Here is a 13,698-nt window from a genome sequence, read left to right on the forward strand (position 1 = left end):
GAACACAGCGGTGACCCCGCCGAGGGCGGCGGCGCGGCTGCCCGTCTCGAGGTCTTCCTTCCACTCCAGCCCGGGCTCGCGGAAATGGACCTGGGTGTCGATGACGCCGGGCAGGACGGTCAGGCCCGTCGCGTCGAAGGTCTCGCCCGCGCTGGCCTGCGACAGGTCGCCGACGAAGACGATCCGGCCGTCGGTCACGCCGACATCGGCCAGGCCGCGGCCCGCGTGGTTGGCCACTTCGCCGCCGCGGACGATCAGGTCATAGGTCTGGGTCATGGGCGTCCCTTAAACCCGCGCGCGTCGCTGATCCAGCGCCCCGATCTAGCGCGCTGCGCGTCCGGCCAGCAGCTTCGTCGCCGCCTTCAGCACCCGATCGGCGGGCAGATCGTTCATATGCTGGATGGCCTGGTTCAGGTTCGGGTCGATCTTGCGGTACTCGTCGACCGAGCGCGGACCCCGCACGGCGATCCCGCCCCAGGGACCATGCTCGGCCTCGTCCGACGGACCAAAGACGGCGACCACCGGCGCGCCGCTGGCCACGGCCAGATCGGTCCAGATCGTGTCCGCCCCCACATAGAGCGCCGACCGGCCGAGGGCGGCGACGGTCTCCAGCGGGCTCAGCCGCCCCTGCAGCTCGGTGACCCGGTTGCGCGGCAGCGACAGTCGCAGGACATGGGCGGCCTCACGGGCGTTGTCGTCGCCGACAACGATGACCCGCCCACCCTCCAGCGGACCGCCGTCGCCTACCAGGGCCACAGCGACCTTGGCGTAGCGTTCGGACGGCCAGACCTTGCCCATCCAGTCCGCGCCGGGACCGATGGCGAGGACCGCAACCGACTCAGCCGGGATCAGGGAGTCCGCCTTCGCCCGGGTCGCGTCCGACACGAACAGCTTCGGCGCCGGAACGTCTTCCAGCTGCAACACCCGCGCGGCCTGTTCGACCGCGTGGACGCCGACCTCCCATGCCCCGCGCACGGCCCGCTTCTGGCGCTTCAGCTTGCCCGACAGGGTGGTGCCGCGCATGTCGATCACCAGCCCCCAGCGCGTCTCGCGCACCTTGTTCCACAGACCCAGCCAGTCCAGCCGGCTGTCGCGCTCCAGCACGATCAGGCGATCGAGGCGCGGCGTGTCGGCGAACAGCGGCGCGCTCCTCGGCGAGCCGACCACGGTGAAGCTCGCCTGCGGCATGGCCTCGACCAGGTACGCGAGCACCCCGGACGACAGGATCGCGTCGCTCGCATCGGCCTCGGCGATGTACAGAATTGGGAACCGGCTCGCCATCGATCGACCGTATACGGATTCTCTCGCCGGATCAGACATGTCACAGGTGTGGTCCACAGGCGCGAGCGGCCCTATCTAGGCGTCATGGTTCCTCGCATCGCCCGCCTCGACAGCCGCGCCCTGATCCGTGTCTCCGGCCCGGACGCCCGCCCGTTCCTGCACAATTTGCTGACCCAGGACGTCGAAACCCTGGCGCCGGGACAACTGCGGTTCGGCGGCCTGCTGTCGCCCCCGGGTCGGCTGCTGTTCGACCTGTTCATCCTGGGCCTGGAGGACGGGGTCCTGCTGGACGTCGCCGCCGACCGGCGCGAGGCCCTGCTGCAGCGGCTGTCGATGTACCGGCTCCGGGCCCAGGTCGCGGTCGAACGCGACGACGGCAAGGTCTTCGCGGCGTGGGACGGCGAGGCTGACGGCTTCGTTCCCGACCCGCGCACCCCCGCGCTCGGAGGACGACGCTACGGCGACGGCGTCGACACCAACGCGACCGAGGACGACTGGCAGGCCCACCGTCTGACCCTGGGCGTGCCCGATCCCGCGGCGGACGCCCTGTCGGACAAGACGTATCCGATCGAGGCGGATTTCGACCTGCTGAACGGCATCGATTTCCAGAAGGGCTGTTTCGTCGGTCAGGAGACCACGTCGCGCATGAAGCGGCGCGGGGTCATCAGGAACCGCATGCTGCCGATCACCTTTGACGGTCCCGCTCTGGCGTTCGGCGCCGAGCTGCTGAACGGCGACCTTCGGGCGGGCGAGGTGCTGAGCGGACGCGACGGGGCGGCCATGGCGCTGGTGCGGCTGGACCGGATCGACGGCGATCTGACGGTCGACGGACGTCAGGTTACGGTGCAGCGGCCCGACTGGGCCGGTCTCTAGCACCGGAAACGAAAACGCGCCCGAAGCGGACTCCGGGCGCGTCTCCTCAGCGGAAGAACTATTTTTCGGCGGGCGTTTCGATCGCAGCGTCGACGTTTTCGGCCGCTTGATTGGTGGCGGCGGCGGTGTTCGCGGCGGCTTCATTCGTCGCGGCGGCGGCGTTGTCGGCGGCGGCTTCGGCGTTGGCGGCGGTGTCGTCAGCGGCCGAGGCGACGGTGGCGCCGGCCGAGTCGGCGGTGGCGGCGGCGTTGTCTTCGGTCCGTTCCGAGCAGGCCGTCAGGGCGAGGGCGGCCGCGGCGGCGGCGAACAGGGCGATACGCATGGGGGTAATCTCCTTGGAGGGGGGATCCTGTTTGTTGGACCTTCACCCGGACTTGTCCAGTCCCGGCCGCCATCCTTTGACGCCGCGCCGGGGGACAACCATCATCCCCTTGCTGAAACCGGGACACGCCATGCCGCTGATCGACCTGAGCCACACCATCGAAGACGGCATGGTCACCTACAAGGGCCTGCCCGCGCCGCTGATCTGCGACCACCTGAGCCGCGAGGCGTCGCGCGCGGGCTACGAGACCGGGACGGAATTCCAGATCGGCCGCATCGACATGGTCGGCAACACCGGCACCTATCTGGACACGCCCTTCCACCGTTACGCCGACGGCGAGGACCTCAACGACGTGGGCCTCGACCGCGTCGCCGCCCTGCCCGGCCTTGTCGTCCGCGTCCCGGACCTGCAGGCGATCGACGCCGACCGGTTCGCCGGCCTCGACGTGCGCGGCAAGGCGGTGCTGGTCCACACCGGCTGGGCCCGCCACTGGCGCACCGACGCCTATTTCGAGGACCACCCCTTCCTGACCGGAGCGGCCGCCGCCTTCCTCGTCGAGGCCGGCGCGGCCCTGGTGGGCGTCGACTCCCACAACATCGATGACACCCGAACCCGCGCGCGGCCGGTTCACACCCGGCTGCTCGGCGCCGGCATTCCGATCTGCGAGCATATGCGCGGGCTGGAGCTTCTGCCCGACGCCGGCTTCCGCTTCACCGCCGCCCCGCCGAAGGTGAAGGGGTTCGGGACCTTTCCGGTCAGGGCGTTCGCGGAGGTCGCGTGACCCGGCCGCGCACTATTCCCCGGGCGTAACCGGCGGAGATTCCGCTGGCGTCGCCGGCGGATCGAGCTCGACCGGCGCGGCGGTCGGCTCCGGCACGGGCCCTTCCAGCTTCGTCCACGCCGCGCCGGCGGCCGCGGCGTTCCGTCCGCGCTCGAACAGTTCGGACATCGATGCGGGGTCGAAGTCGAGGCTCGACGCCTCAATCCCTTCGGGAATGGCCGCGACATGCAGGCTCATGCCGTTGCGCTCGGCGAAGGCCAGATTGACCGCCAGGCTGGTGCGCAGGTTCGCCTTGCTCATCGTGTCATAGGCGCGGGCCAGAATGGCCGGCAGGGTCCCGCGCGTGATCACCTCGGTGCGGGCGATCTGGCCGTTGATCAGGACATAGAGGGCGGTGCCCTCCGGGGCCTGCGTCGGCGTGGTCACCGTCAGCAGGCTTTCGGGGATGCCGAGGAAGGGCGTGATCACGCCGCCGTCGACGTGCATCTCCTCGACCAGCCGCCCCTGGCCGTCGACGCCCGGGATCATGACGGGAGGAAAGACGCCGGGAATGCTGGCCGAGGCCAGCAGGACCTCGCGGAAAAGCGTCACGGCCTGGTCCCCGCCCTGTTTCGCCAGCACGCCCATGTCCCAGATCACCGTCTCCTGCGCGTCCAGATTGGTCGTCACGATCAGCAGCCGCCGGCCCTTGTCGTGCTCGATGGCGATCTGGCGCAGCAGCTCCGGGGTGACATAGGCCTCGACCAGATCCTTCAGCACGCCGGAGTCGAACAGGCCGGGCGCGGCCAGGGCGGCGAAGCTGCGCCAGCCCAGCAGCCCGCCGGTGCGGCCCTCGGCATAGGCGCCGTGCAGTTCGTCGTCCCATTCGGGGCCCAGAAAGGCGAAGGGCGCCGCCAGGGCGCCGGTGCTGACGCCGGTGACCACGCTGAACTCGGGCCGGGCGCCGCTCTCCGTCCAGCCGACCAGCACCCCGGCGCCATAGGCGCCATTGGCGCCGCCGCCGGACAGGGCGAGGATGGACCGGCCCTCGGACGCGGCCCACAGCCGGGCGCCGATCTCTTCCGCCAGGGCCTCGACCCGGACGACGTCGCCGGCCCGGATGCGGGGGTCGTCGGTCGGGCGCCATGTCTGTGTGGTCAGCCGGATGACGCCATCGGCCGGCCGGTCGATCGTGCCGCACCCGGCCAGCCAAAGCGACGCCAGAGCGGCGGCGAAGATCACGGCGGGTCTGCGGCTCATGGAGGGGTCGCCCGTTGGAGGTCGGCTGTCTGATAGCATGGATCGACGGAGCTCGCGCCTTCACGGGACCGTCGAAGGCGCTACCCTGACCTCATGGCCGACTCACTCCACCGCTGCGCCTGGTGCGGGACCGATCCCCTCTACGTCGCCTATCATGACGAGGAATGGGGCGTGCCCGAGTACGACGCCCGGGCGCTGTGGGAGAAGCTGGTGCTGGACGGGTTCCAGGCCGGGCTGGCGTGGATCACCATCCTGCGGAAGCGCGAGGGCATGCGCGACGCCTTCGACGGCTTCGACCCGGAGACGATCGCGGCCTGGGGCGAGGCGGACGTCGAGCGGCTGCTGGGCGACGCCCGCATCATCCGCTCGCGGGCCAAGATCAACAGCGCCGTCAAGGGCGCGCGGATCTGGCTGGAGATGCGCGACAATGGCGAGGACTTCAGCGAATGGCTGTGGTCGTTCGTCGGCGGCGCGCCGATCCAGAACAGCTGGCCCGACGGCGACGCCCGGCCCGTGGCCACGCCGGAATCGGAAGCCCTGTCGAAGGCGCTGAAAAAGCGCGGCTTCACCTTCGTCGGCCCCGTGATCGTCTACGCCTTCATGCAGGCCGTCGGCATGGTCAACGATCACGGCGCCGAATGCTTCCGTCATCGGCAGGTTCGTGCGATGGCCCGGTCGTGAAGACACCGTTGAAAACTCCGGCAATGGCGAAGCTCAAGAGGGCTGTCGGGGTCGCGCGCGCGTTTCCGACGCTGGGGCTGGAGCTGGTGCTGATCCAGTCCAGCGGCGGACCGGTGTGCGGCGTCGACGAAGCGGGACGGGGTCCGTGGGCCGGGCCGGTCTCGGCCGGGGCGGTGATCCTGAACCCCGACGACCTGCCCGATGGCATCGACGACTCCAAGGCCCTGACCCACGCCCGCCGCGAAATGCTGGAGATCGAGATCAAGGCCCGCGCCGTCGCCTGGGGCGTCGGCTTCGCCTCGGTCGAGGAGATCGCCGAGCTGAACATCCTCCACGCCACCGGCCTGGCCATGTGCCGCGCCATCGAGGCCCTGTCGGTGCAGCCGGCCGCGGCGCTCGTCGACGGCAACTACCGGTTCAAACTGCCGTGCGACGTGCAGACGGTCGTCGGCGGGGACGGCCTGTCGCTGTCGATCGCGGCCGCGTCCATCCTCGCCAAGACGGCGCGGGACCGGCTGATGGTGGAGCTGGACGCGGAATACCCCGGCTACGGCTTCGCCGGCCACAAGGGCTACAACGCCCCGGTTCATTCCGCCGCCCTGAAAGAGCTGGGCCCCTGCCCGGCCCATCGGCGCGGCTGGGCTCCGATCCGGGCCTTGCTCGAGATCTAGACCTGAAGCGCGCCGCCCAGAAGCGCGCCGAGAAGGGCGGCCGCCACGCCGCCGGCGGTGATGGTCAGCCAGGCTGGAAGGTGACCGACCGGCCCGGACCGGACCACCTCCTGTTCCGATCCCACGTCGTTGGCGACCCGTGCGTCAAACCGCGTCGCCGACGGCGCGCGCCAGGCGACGGTTTCGAAGGCGTCGGCGGCTCGACCATAGGCGCGAACGCCTTCAAGGCGATGGATGGAGGTCATGGGCGTCATTTCCATTCCCGCTAAACGACAATGTCAAACCTGCGTTCCGCGACGCACTCGTCCCCCGACGGTGGCGAAAGAGAGCCCGCCTCACGCCGCGTCGGCCAGGCTGACCGGACGCTCGCTGACCACGAACAGATATTCCACGTTCCTCAGCCGGCCCACCGCCCCGACCTTCTCGCCCCTGGGATTGTGGATGCCGATGCGGGCGCCGACGTAGCGCGGCCGGGCGATCTCGATCACCTGCACCTCGCCCCGGCCCGACAGCATGCCGACCAGCTGATCCCGACCCAGATAGCCCTCGTCATTGAACGAGACGATCAGGTTCGGCGCCTTCAGCCCCTCGATCACCGCCCGCAGCGCCGGCGCGATGCCGGGCTTGCTGTTGAAGGCGCTCTTGCGGGTGCGGACATCGACCCGCTTGTTGGCGATCCCGTAGGTCTCGGGCCGGTCCCACAGGATCAGGCTCTCCCAGCAGTGGTAGTTGCCGAGGTAGGAATGCTGGTTGTACGGCGGGTCCAGATAGACCAGATCGGCCTCGACCTGCGGGGCCAGTTCCACCGCGTCCGCATGCGTCGCCTTGCACGGCCCGGCCGCCACCCCCGGCAGGACGTCGGGCATCCGCAGCTCCAGCGGCTTCAGCGCCCGCGCCGCCCATTGTTTCATATAGGCCATCTGCAGACCCGCCGTGGAATCGACCCGGTCGGCCGCCTCCATCAGGCTGACCAGGGCGATGGCCTCAAGCTCGGGGTCCAGGGCCATGGCCGCGATCCGGTCGCGCATGGCGTCGATGACGGCTCCGTTCGACGGCGTGAAATAGCGGGCGTCCTCGCAGAAGGCCTTGGTGAACCAGCCCGCTTCCGGCGTCACGGTCCGCAGCTCGGCCAGCACGGCCTCCGCCTTCTCCAGCCAGCACTCCCGGTCCGCCTGGACATAGGCGGTGGCGAGGGTGTGGGCATAGGCGTTGTGATCGTTCGACCAGACCCGGAAGCCTTCACGCTTCAGGGCGTGCCCCACGCGGGCGCTGCCCGAAAACAGGTCGCACACCGTACCCCCGTCCGGCAGGCCGGCGCGAACCGCGGTCGCGATCTGCGTCAGCAACGCCCGCTTGGAGCCGATGTATTTGATCATGCCGACCCTTGAGGATCAGGCGCGCGTCTTGCCGCCCTTGGCCGGAGCATGGGCCAGTCGCAACAGATTCGCAGCCCCCGGCGCGCCGAACGGCGTTCCGGCCAGGATCAGGATGCGCTGGCCGGGTTCCGCCATCTCGTATTCGACCGCGCTGTTGACCGCGTCCTCGGTGACGTCCTCCAGCGACGTCGGCTCCTTGCCCAGCCGCGTCTCCAGCCCCCAGACCAGGGCCAGCCGCCGCGCCGTGTCCGGATTGGGCGTCAGCGCCAGCACGGGCTGCAGCGGCCGTTCGCGCGCCATCCGCCGCGCCGTCCCGCCCAGGGTGGTGAAGACCACGATACAGGCCGTCGACTGGGCCTCGGCCGCCTTGCGCGCCGCGGCCACCAGGGCGTCGGCGTCGATGTCGTCCATGCCGGCGTGTTCGGCGTCCATCAGGCTGGGCCACATCGGATCGCGCTCGACCCGTTCGATGATCCGGCTCATCACCCCGACCGATTCCAGCGGATAGTCGCCCGAGGCGGTCTCGGCCGACAGCATCAGGGCGTCGGCGCCCTCATAGGCGGCGTTGGCCACGTCCGAGGCCTCGGCCCGCGTCGGCGCCGGGGACGAGGTCATCGACTCCAGCATCTGGGTGGCGACGATCACCGGCACGCCGCGCTGGCGGGCGGCGCGGATGATCTGCTTCTGGGCCACCGGCACCTCTTCGGGATCCAGCTCGACGCCCAGGTCGCCGCGGGCCACCATCACGCCGTCGCAGTAGTCGAGGATGCTTTCCAGCTCGAGCAGGGCCTGCGGCTTCTCGATCTTGGCCAGGCAGGCGGCGCGGCCCTTCACGATCTGCTTCAGCTCGGCCATGTCCTCGGCCTTCTGCACGAAGCTGAGCGCCACCCAGTCGACGCCGATACGCAGGGCGAAGGCCAGGTCCTCGCGGTCCTTGGGCGTCAGGGCCGAGACCGGCACCACCGCCTCGGGCACCGCCACGCCCTTGCGGTCGGACAGTTTCGAGCCGCTCTCGACGGTGACGTCGGCCCAGTCGTCGGTCCGCTCATTGACCCGCAACCGCACCCGCCCGTCGTCGAGCAACAGCAGCATGCCGGTGCGCAGGGCCCTGAAGATTTCAGGATGCGGCATCTGCACCCGAGTCTCGTCGCCCGGCGTGGCGTCGAGGTCGAAGCGCATCCTGTGGCCCGGCTTGACGTCGATCTCGACATTGGCGAACCGGCCCAGTCGCAGCTTGGGCCCCTGCAGGTCGGCCAGCACGCCCAAGGGCCGCTTCAGCGCCAGTTCCGCCCCGCGCACCGCCTTCAGCGCCGCCGCATGATCCTCATGCGAGCCGTGGCTGAAGTTCAGACGGAAGACGTCGACCCCGGCCTGGGCCAGGGCCTTGACCATGCCGGGCGCCCGGCTGGCGGGTCCCAGGGTCGCGACGATGCGGGCGCGCCGGGCTCTTTTCATCGAATATCCATAGGGCCTGAGGGGCGATTGCTCCTTGTGCCCATGAAACCGCGCCGGGTTAAGGGCGGTTCTTTGCGAGAAACACGAAGTTATGCCGATTCCGCATAACTCCGGCGGTCGCGTACAGTCGTGTTTCGCGCTACCTCACGCGCAGCAACGGAGCGGACCATGGCCGGCCTGAAGGACAAGCGCGGTTTCATCGACAAGGACCGGCTGGACCTGTCCGAACGTCAGGCCGTCGAACACTGGATGAAGCGCTGGGGCGTGACCCGCGAACAGCTGACCGCCGCCCATCGCAAGGCCGGTCGCAACGTCAAGGACATCGCCGCCGAGCTGGGCAAGAAGCGCTAGACCTCAGCCTTCGAGCAGGACCGCGAACCCGCCGTAGATCATGCGTTTTCCGTCGAACGGCACGGGGGACTCCTCCATCATCCTCGCCATGCGCGGGTCGTCCATCATCTTCTTCTGACCGGCGTCCCGGGTGGCCTTGTCCGGCCATTCGACCCACGAGAAGACGACGACCTCGTCGCCTTCCGCCTTCACCGCCCCCTTGAAATCCGTAACCTTGCCGTCGGGCACGTCGTCGCCCCAGCATTCGACCACCCGGGTCGCCCCGAACTCCTTGAACAGGACCAGGGTCTGCTCGGCCATCGCCTTGTAGGCGGCCTTCCTGCCGGCCGGGACCGGGACCACGAAACCATCGATATAGCTCATGACGCGTCTCCTCTGTCGGAGACAGAACACGCGCACCCCCGCATGGTGTCAAACACCGTGACCGTGGTGCGAGCGGCGGGGGTCGAACCCGCATGACCGAAGTCGCGGGATTTTAAGTCCCGTGCGTCTACCAGTTTCGCCACGCTCGCGGGCTGCGGCGTGATCTAGCAGCGCCCGCCGGCTTCGGCCATGCGGCCGGATCAGGTTCCGACGCTCACCGACGCCGCCGCGCCGATCAGCACGACCCAGGCAATGCATCCCAGCAGGCCGATCGACGAGCAGACAACGCCCGCGATCGCCACGCCGCGGCCTGAACCGGCGGGCCTCCTCATCGCGACAAGACCCAGAATCAGACCAAGCGGAGCCAGGATCCAGGCGATCAGCCCGAAGAACGGAATCCACACCACGCAGATGGCGAAGACGCCGAGGACCAGCGACGAAACCGCCATCGCCGTATCCTGGGGCGCGACCTGCACATAGACGTTGGTCGCCCCGGTTGCGGGATCGATCCTCACATTCGGATCAGTCATTCAAGCCTCCAGCCTGCCGGTTCGGCACGCTCCACTTTGACGTGAAACGGCCGGCGGTCAAGTTGTGGCGGCCCGCCCCGTTAGTGCCCGTCTGACGCCGGCCGCATCGCCCGGAAGTCCACGTCCGAATCCGCGATCAGCCAGACCAGAGCGGCCCAGGCGGCGACGTTCTGGCTCATCTGCTCCGGATCGATCTTGTCGAGCGTATCGTCCGCCGTGTGGTGCAGGTCGAAATAGCGGCTGCCGTCCTGGTTCAGACCAAAGACCGGCACCCCGGCCTCGGCCAGGGGCCCGATGTCGGCCCCGCCGTGCAGTTCCGGCTGGGCCGAGGGCAGCACGCCGATCGGATACAGCACCCGCGCCGCGGCCTTGGCGAAATCGCTGGTCTGGGCGCCCGGCGGCAGGCCGAGGGCATAGACCCGGTCGGCGCCGAAATCGCTTTCACCGGCGATGATATGCTTTTCGACCGCCGCGCCGATCCCGCGCAGATAGGCGCCGCCGCCGTTGCCGGTGTCGGTCGGCTGAGCCACCTCCTCCGAGCCGTACAGCACGACCCGGACGGTCCGCGCCGGACGACGGCCGCTGTCCCGGATGGCCCTGGCCGCCGCCAGGGTGATGGCGCCGCCCGCGCCGTCGTCGATGGCGCCGGTGCCGAGGTCCCAGCTGTCCATGTGCGAGCCCAGCACGATGACCTCGTCCGGACGCGAGCGTCCGGGGATGTCGCCGATGACGTTCCGGGACACGGTCTCATAGGTCCGGGCGGTCGAGGAGAGGCGCAGCCGGACCATCTGGCCCATGGCGATCAGGCGCGACACCTGGTTGGCGTCGGGCGCGCTGAGCGCGAAGCCCGGCAGGGGCACGCGACCCTCGACATAGCGGGTCGTGCCGGTGTGCGGCATGCGGTGCTCGTCCGAACCCACCGAGCGCATGATGAAGGCGACCGCGCCCTTGGCCGCGGCGGCGGCGGGTCCGGCGCCCCGGATGCGCGTCAGCGGGCCATAGCCCGAGCCGTCCTGCATCCGCACCATCTGGCCCGCGTCGACATAGGCGATCCTGCCCGCCAGCGACCCGGCCGGGGCGGCGTTCAGGGCCTCGAGGCTGTCGAAGCGCACCACCTCGGCCTCGACGACGCCGTTGGTGCCGGGGGAATGACCCAGCGCCGCCACGACCAGACGCTGGGGATGGTCGCCGACGATCGAGGCGCTCTCTTCGCCGCGCTCCCATCCGACCAGCGGGAATTCCTCGATGCGCACGTTCTGGAAGCCCTGGGCCCGCATGTAGTCGGCCGCCCAGGCGGCGGCGTCCTGCTCGGACTTCGATCCCGCCGGCCGCGGCCCGAACCGGGTCGTCAGCTGGGTCACATAGTCGAGCGCGATGTTCTCGTTCAGCGCCGAGTCGCGGATCGCCTCGGCCCGCTGGATGGTGGCGGCGTCCTGCGCGAAGGCAGGCGCGGCGAGGGTCAGCGCCAGCGCGGTGGCGGCGAGAAGGCGGACGGACATGCGCATGACGGCTCCGGGACTCAGACGGGGAGCCGGAACCTGGACCGCGCGATGGAAAGGGACAAGCCGGCCGAGCCAGAGTTTTCACGCTGCTGCCATAAGGCGTGGGCCGAAAGGGCCCTCATGGCCGCCAGAAAGGCTACTCGCCCTTGATGTACGGTTCCACCGGGCCCTGCAGCTTGACGGTCAGGGCCTTGCCGCGGCGGTCGACGCGGTTGCCGACGGCCAGACGAACCCAGCCTTCGGAGACGCAGTATTCCTCGACATTGGTCTTGTCCTCGCCCTTGAAGCGGACGCCGATCCCCTTCTGCAGCAGCTCGCCGTCGTGGAAGGGGCTGTCGGGATCGACGGACAGGCGGTCGGGAAGGGCGGCGTCAGTCATCAGGATCGCTCGAAAGGCGGAACAGTGGCGACGGCCTTTAGCCGACGGCGAGGGCCCTGTCCAAGGGACCTTGACCTGACCCCGCGTCAACCGTCTAGGTTCGTTGCGAATAGCTACGGACTCACATGAGCGACCTCGTCATCCGCGACTTCATCGCCCCGGCCGCCGACGGCTATCCATTGTCGATGCGCCTGGTCTCGGCGCCCGATCCGACCGTCGCCGTCATGGTCAGTTCGGGGACAGGCTTCCCCAAGGGCTTCTACGACCGGTTCGCCCGGCGCCTGGCCGGCCGCGGCGCGGCCGTGCTGACCTATGATTTCCGCGGCATCGCCGGGTCGCGGCCCGACGACCTGGCCGCCATGGCGATGGACTATCCCGACTGGGGCCGGCTCGACATGCCCGCCGCCCTCGACGCGCTGGCCGAGGCCGCGCCCGGCCTGCCGGTCGTCCATGTCGGTCACAGCGTCGGCGGCCATTTCCTCGGTTTCATGCCCAACCAGCACCGTATCGCGCGCCACGCCTTCGTCTCGGTCGGCAGCGGCTTCTGGGGCCGCCACCACCGGTCCTACAATCCGCTGGAGCTGACCTTCTGGCTGCTCTACGGCCCGTGGAGCCTGATGCGGCACGGCTACATCAAGGGCGGCGGCCTGTGGGCGGGGACCGACCTGCCGCGCGGCGTCTACACCACCTGGCGGCGCTGGTGCCTGAAGGAGCCCTATTTTCGCGATGAGCTGAAGGACCGGCTGCGGCCGCACCATTTCGACGCCGTGACCGCCCCGATCCGCTCATGGATCTTCACCGACGACCCGATCGCGACCCCGGTCACCGCCCCCATTCTTCTGGCCGTCTATCCGAACGCTTCCGGCGAGGTCATCGTCCGCCGGCCGTCCGATTACGGCGCGCCGCGCATCGGTCACGAAGGCGCCTTCCGGAAGGGGATGGAGAGCCTGTGGGACGAGATGTTCGACTGGCTGGTTGAACCCGACGCCGCGCGACCTAGTTAGACGGCGTCCCCCGCCCGCTTCCGGGCCCGGAGCCTTCCATGACCAACCAGCCCGTGATCACCGTCGACGGCCACGCCATCCCACTGCTGGGCTTCGGCACCTGGAACCTGACGCCCGAAGACGCCCGGCGCATGGTCGCCGAGGCCCTGCGCATCGGCTATCGCCACCTCGACACGGCCTGGATCTATCACAATGAGGCGGCGGTCGGAGAGGGCATCCGCGACGCCGTCGAGGCCGGCCACGTCTCCCGCGACGACATCTGGCTGACCACCAAGATCTGGGTGGCGCATTTCGACCGCGAGGGGCTGCTGAAGCAGGCGAAGGAATCCGCCGCCAACCTCGGCTTCACGCCCGACCTGCTGTTGCTGCACTGGCCGAAGGCGGAGCCGTCGTTCGCCGAAACCCTCGGCGCCCTGAACGAGGCGAAGGATCAGGGTCTGACCCGGGCCATCGGCCTGTCCAACTTCCCCTCGGCCGAGTTCCGCCAGGCGCAGGCCCTGTCGAAGGCCAGACTGATCACCAACCAGGTCGAATATCACCCCTATCTGAAGCTTTCGAAGCTCAAGGCCGTCGCGAAGGAACTGGGTTCCTCCATCACCGCCTGGTCGCCGCTGGCCCAGGGCAAGATCGCCGACGACGCCACCCTGATCGAGATCGGCAAGGCCCACGGCAAGTCGCCCGGCCAGGTCACCCTGCGCTGGCTGATCCAGCAGGACATCATCGCCATCCCGCGCACGACCAAGGTCAGCCGGGCGGAAGAGAGCTTCGACATCTTCGACTTCCAGCTCTCGTCCGAAGAGGTCGACCGCATCCACGCCCTCGCCCGTCCCGACGGCCGTCTGGGCGACTGGATTGATCCCGCGTTCAAATGGGATGAAGAATGGGCCTGA

Annotated in this window: 17 protein-coding genes, 1 tRNA gene and 1 pseudogene; 7 read left to right on the plus strand and 12 right to left on the minus strand. The window is 69.4% G+C overall.

Features of this window, described 5'->3' with window-relative positions:
- Positions 1-276: pseudogene (locus WC555_RS07280) on the minus strand (dihydroorotase); the annotation flags it as partial.
- Positions 277-321: 45 nt separating this feature from the next.
- Positions 322-1,281 (minus strand): glycosyltransferase family 9 protein, encoded by a 960-nt coding sequence (locus tag WC555_RS07285; protein ID WP_373252537.1) that lies wholly within the window; start codon positions 1,279-1,281, stop codon positions 322-324.
- Between the two features lie 84 nt (positions 1,282-1,365).
- On the opposite strand from WC555_RS07285, the gene WC555_RS07290 reads away from it, so the two are divergent.
- Positions 1,366-2,154 carry a folate-binding protein YgfZ gene (locus tag WC555_RS07290; protein ID WP_373252539.1) on the plus strand — a complete coding sequence of 263 codons (789 nt, stop codon included), beginning with the start codon at positions 1,366-1,368 and terminating at the stop codon, positions 2,152-2,154.
- A gap of 58 nt (positions 2,155-2,212) precedes the next feature.
- Here WC555_RS07290 and WC555_RS07295 read toward each other — a convergent pair whose 3' ends face one another.
- Positions 2,213-2,476, minus strand: coding sequence for a hypothetical protein (locus tag WC555_RS07295; RefSeq protein ID WP_373252541.1), 264 nt, complete (start codon positions 2,474-2,476; stop codon positions 2,213-2,215).
- A gap of 130 nt (positions 2,477-2,606) precedes the next feature.
- Between WC555_RS07295 and WC555_RS07300 the strand changes: the two genes are divergently transcribed.
- The gene (locus tag WC555_RS07300) at positions 2,607-3,257 is read left to right on the plus strand and encodes a cyclase family protein (protein ID WP_373252543.1); all 651 of its coding nucleotides are present in this window, start codon (positions 2,607-2,609) and stop codon (positions 3,255-3,257) included.
- 12 nt (positions 3,258-3,269) lie between these two features.
- Here the strand turns inward: WC555_RS07300 and WC555_RS07305 are convergent, their stop codons facing one another.
- Positions 3,270-4,496, minus strand: a complete 1,227-nt coding sequence (locus tag WC555_RS07305; protein ID WP_373252545.1) for a patatin-like phospholipase family protein — start codon at positions 4,494-4,496, stop codon at positions 3,270-3,272.
- 93 nt (positions 4,497-4,589) lie between these two features.
- On the opposite strand from WC555_RS07305, the gene WC555_RS07310 reads away from it, so the two are divergent.
- Both WC555_RS07310 and WC555_RS07315 read left to right on the plus strand, forming a co-directional pair.
- The gene (locus WC555_RS07310) at positions 4,590-5,177 is read left to right on the plus strand and encodes a DNA-3-methyladenine glycosylase I (protein WP_373252547.1); all 588 of its coding nucleotides are present in this window, start codon (positions 4,590-4,592) and stop codon (positions 5,175-5,177) included.
- Between the two features lie 23 nt (positions 5,178-5,200).
- Positions 5,201-5,848, plus strand: a complete 648-nt coding sequence (locus tag WC555_RS07315) for a ribonuclease HII (RefSeq protein ID WP_373252549.1) — start codon at positions 5,201-5,203, stop codon at positions 5,846-5,848.
- Here WC555_RS07315 and WC555_RS07320 read toward each other — a convergent pair.
- The 3 genes from WC555_RS07320 to pyk all read right to left on the minus strand — a co-directional run bounded on the left by WC555_RS07320 (position 5,845) and on the right by pyk (position 8,679).
- On the minus strand, positions 5,845-6,093 hold the full coding sequence (locus WC555_RS07320; protein WP_373252551.1) for a hypothetical protein: 249 nt from the start codon (positions 6,091-6,093) through the stop codon (positions 5,845-5,847). The genes WC555_RS07315 and WC555_RS07320 overlap by 4 nt on opposite strands.
- A 90-nt stretch (positions 6,094-6,183) precedes the next feature.
- On the minus strand, positions 6,184-7,224 hold the full coding sequence (locus WC555_RS07325) for a DNA adenine methylase (RefSeq protein ID WP_373252553.1): 1,041 nt from the start codon (positions 7,222-7,224) through the stop codon (positions 6,184-6,186).
- Between the two features lie 15 nt (positions 7,225-7,239).
- Entirely contained in the window at positions 7,240-8,679 is a 1,440-nt protein-coding gene (gene pyk / locus WC555_RS07330) for a pyruvate kinase (protein ID WP_373252554.1), read from the minus strand.
- Positions 8,680-8,847: 168 nt separating this feature from the next.
- Between pyk and WC555_RS07335 the strand changes: the two genes are divergently transcribed.
- Complete coding sequence (locus WC555_RS07335; protein ID WP_055828753.1) at positions 8,848-9,030, plus strand: DUF3606 domain-containing protein; 183 nt, start codon at positions 8,848-8,850, stop codon at positions 9,028-9,030.
- Positions 9,031-9,033: 3 nt separating this feature from the next.
- On the opposite strand, the gene WC555_RS07340 is transcribed toward WC555_RS07335, so the two are convergent.
- From WC555_RS07340 to WC555_RS07360, 5 genes are all read right to left on the minus strand, one after another.
- Complete coding sequence (locus WC555_RS07340) at positions 9,034-9,393, minus strand: DUF1428 domain-containing protein (protein ID WP_373252556.1); 360 nt, start codon at positions 9,391-9,393, stop codon at positions 9,034-9,036.
- Between the two features lie 64 nt (positions 9,394-9,457).
- Positions 9,458-9,542, minus strand: a tRNA-Leu gene (locus WC555_RS07345).
- 51 nt (positions 9,543-9,593) lie between these two features.
- Positions 9,594-9,908, minus strand: a complete 315-nt coding sequence (locus WC555_RS07350) for a hypothetical protein (protein ID WP_373252557.1) — start codon at positions 9,906-9,908, stop codon at positions 9,594-9,596.
- Between the two features lie 95 nt (positions 9,909-10,003).
- Positions 10,004-11,428, minus strand: a complete 1,425-nt coding sequence (locus WC555_RS07355; protein ID WP_373252559.1) for a M20/M25/M40 family metallo-hydrolase — start codon at positions 11,426-11,428, stop codon at positions 10,004-10,006.
- Between the two features lie 133 nt (positions 11,429-11,561).
- The gene (locus tag WC555_RS07360; protein ID WP_055828666.1) at positions 11,562-11,804 is read right to left on the minus strand and encodes a DUF3297 family protein; all 243 of its coding nucleotides are present in this window, start codon (positions 11,802-11,804) and stop codon (positions 11,562-11,564) included.
- 125 nt (positions 11,805-11,929) lie between these two features.
- On the opposite strand from WC555_RS07360, the gene WC555_RS07365 reads away from it, so the two are divergent.
- Positions 11,930-12,808 carry a serine aminopeptidase domain-containing protein gene (locus WC555_RS07365; RefSeq protein ID WP_373252561.1) on the plus strand — a complete coding sequence of 293 codons (879 nt, stop codon included), beginning with the start codon at positions 11,930-11,932 and terminating at the stop codon, positions 12,806-12,808.
- Between the two features lie 38 nt (positions 12,809-12,846).
- Positions 12,847-13,698: an aldo/keto reductase gene (locus WC555_RS07370; protein ID WP_373252563.1), complete on the plus strand. Its 852-nt coding sequence runs from the start codon at positions 12,847-12,849 to the stop codon at positions 13,696-13,698.

Origin of the sequence: Brevundimonas sp. (assembly GCF_041648615.1) — a bacterium.
Classification (GTDB): domain Bacteria; phylum Pseudomonadota; class Alphaproteobacteria; order Caulobacterales; family Caulobacteraceae; genus Brevundimonas.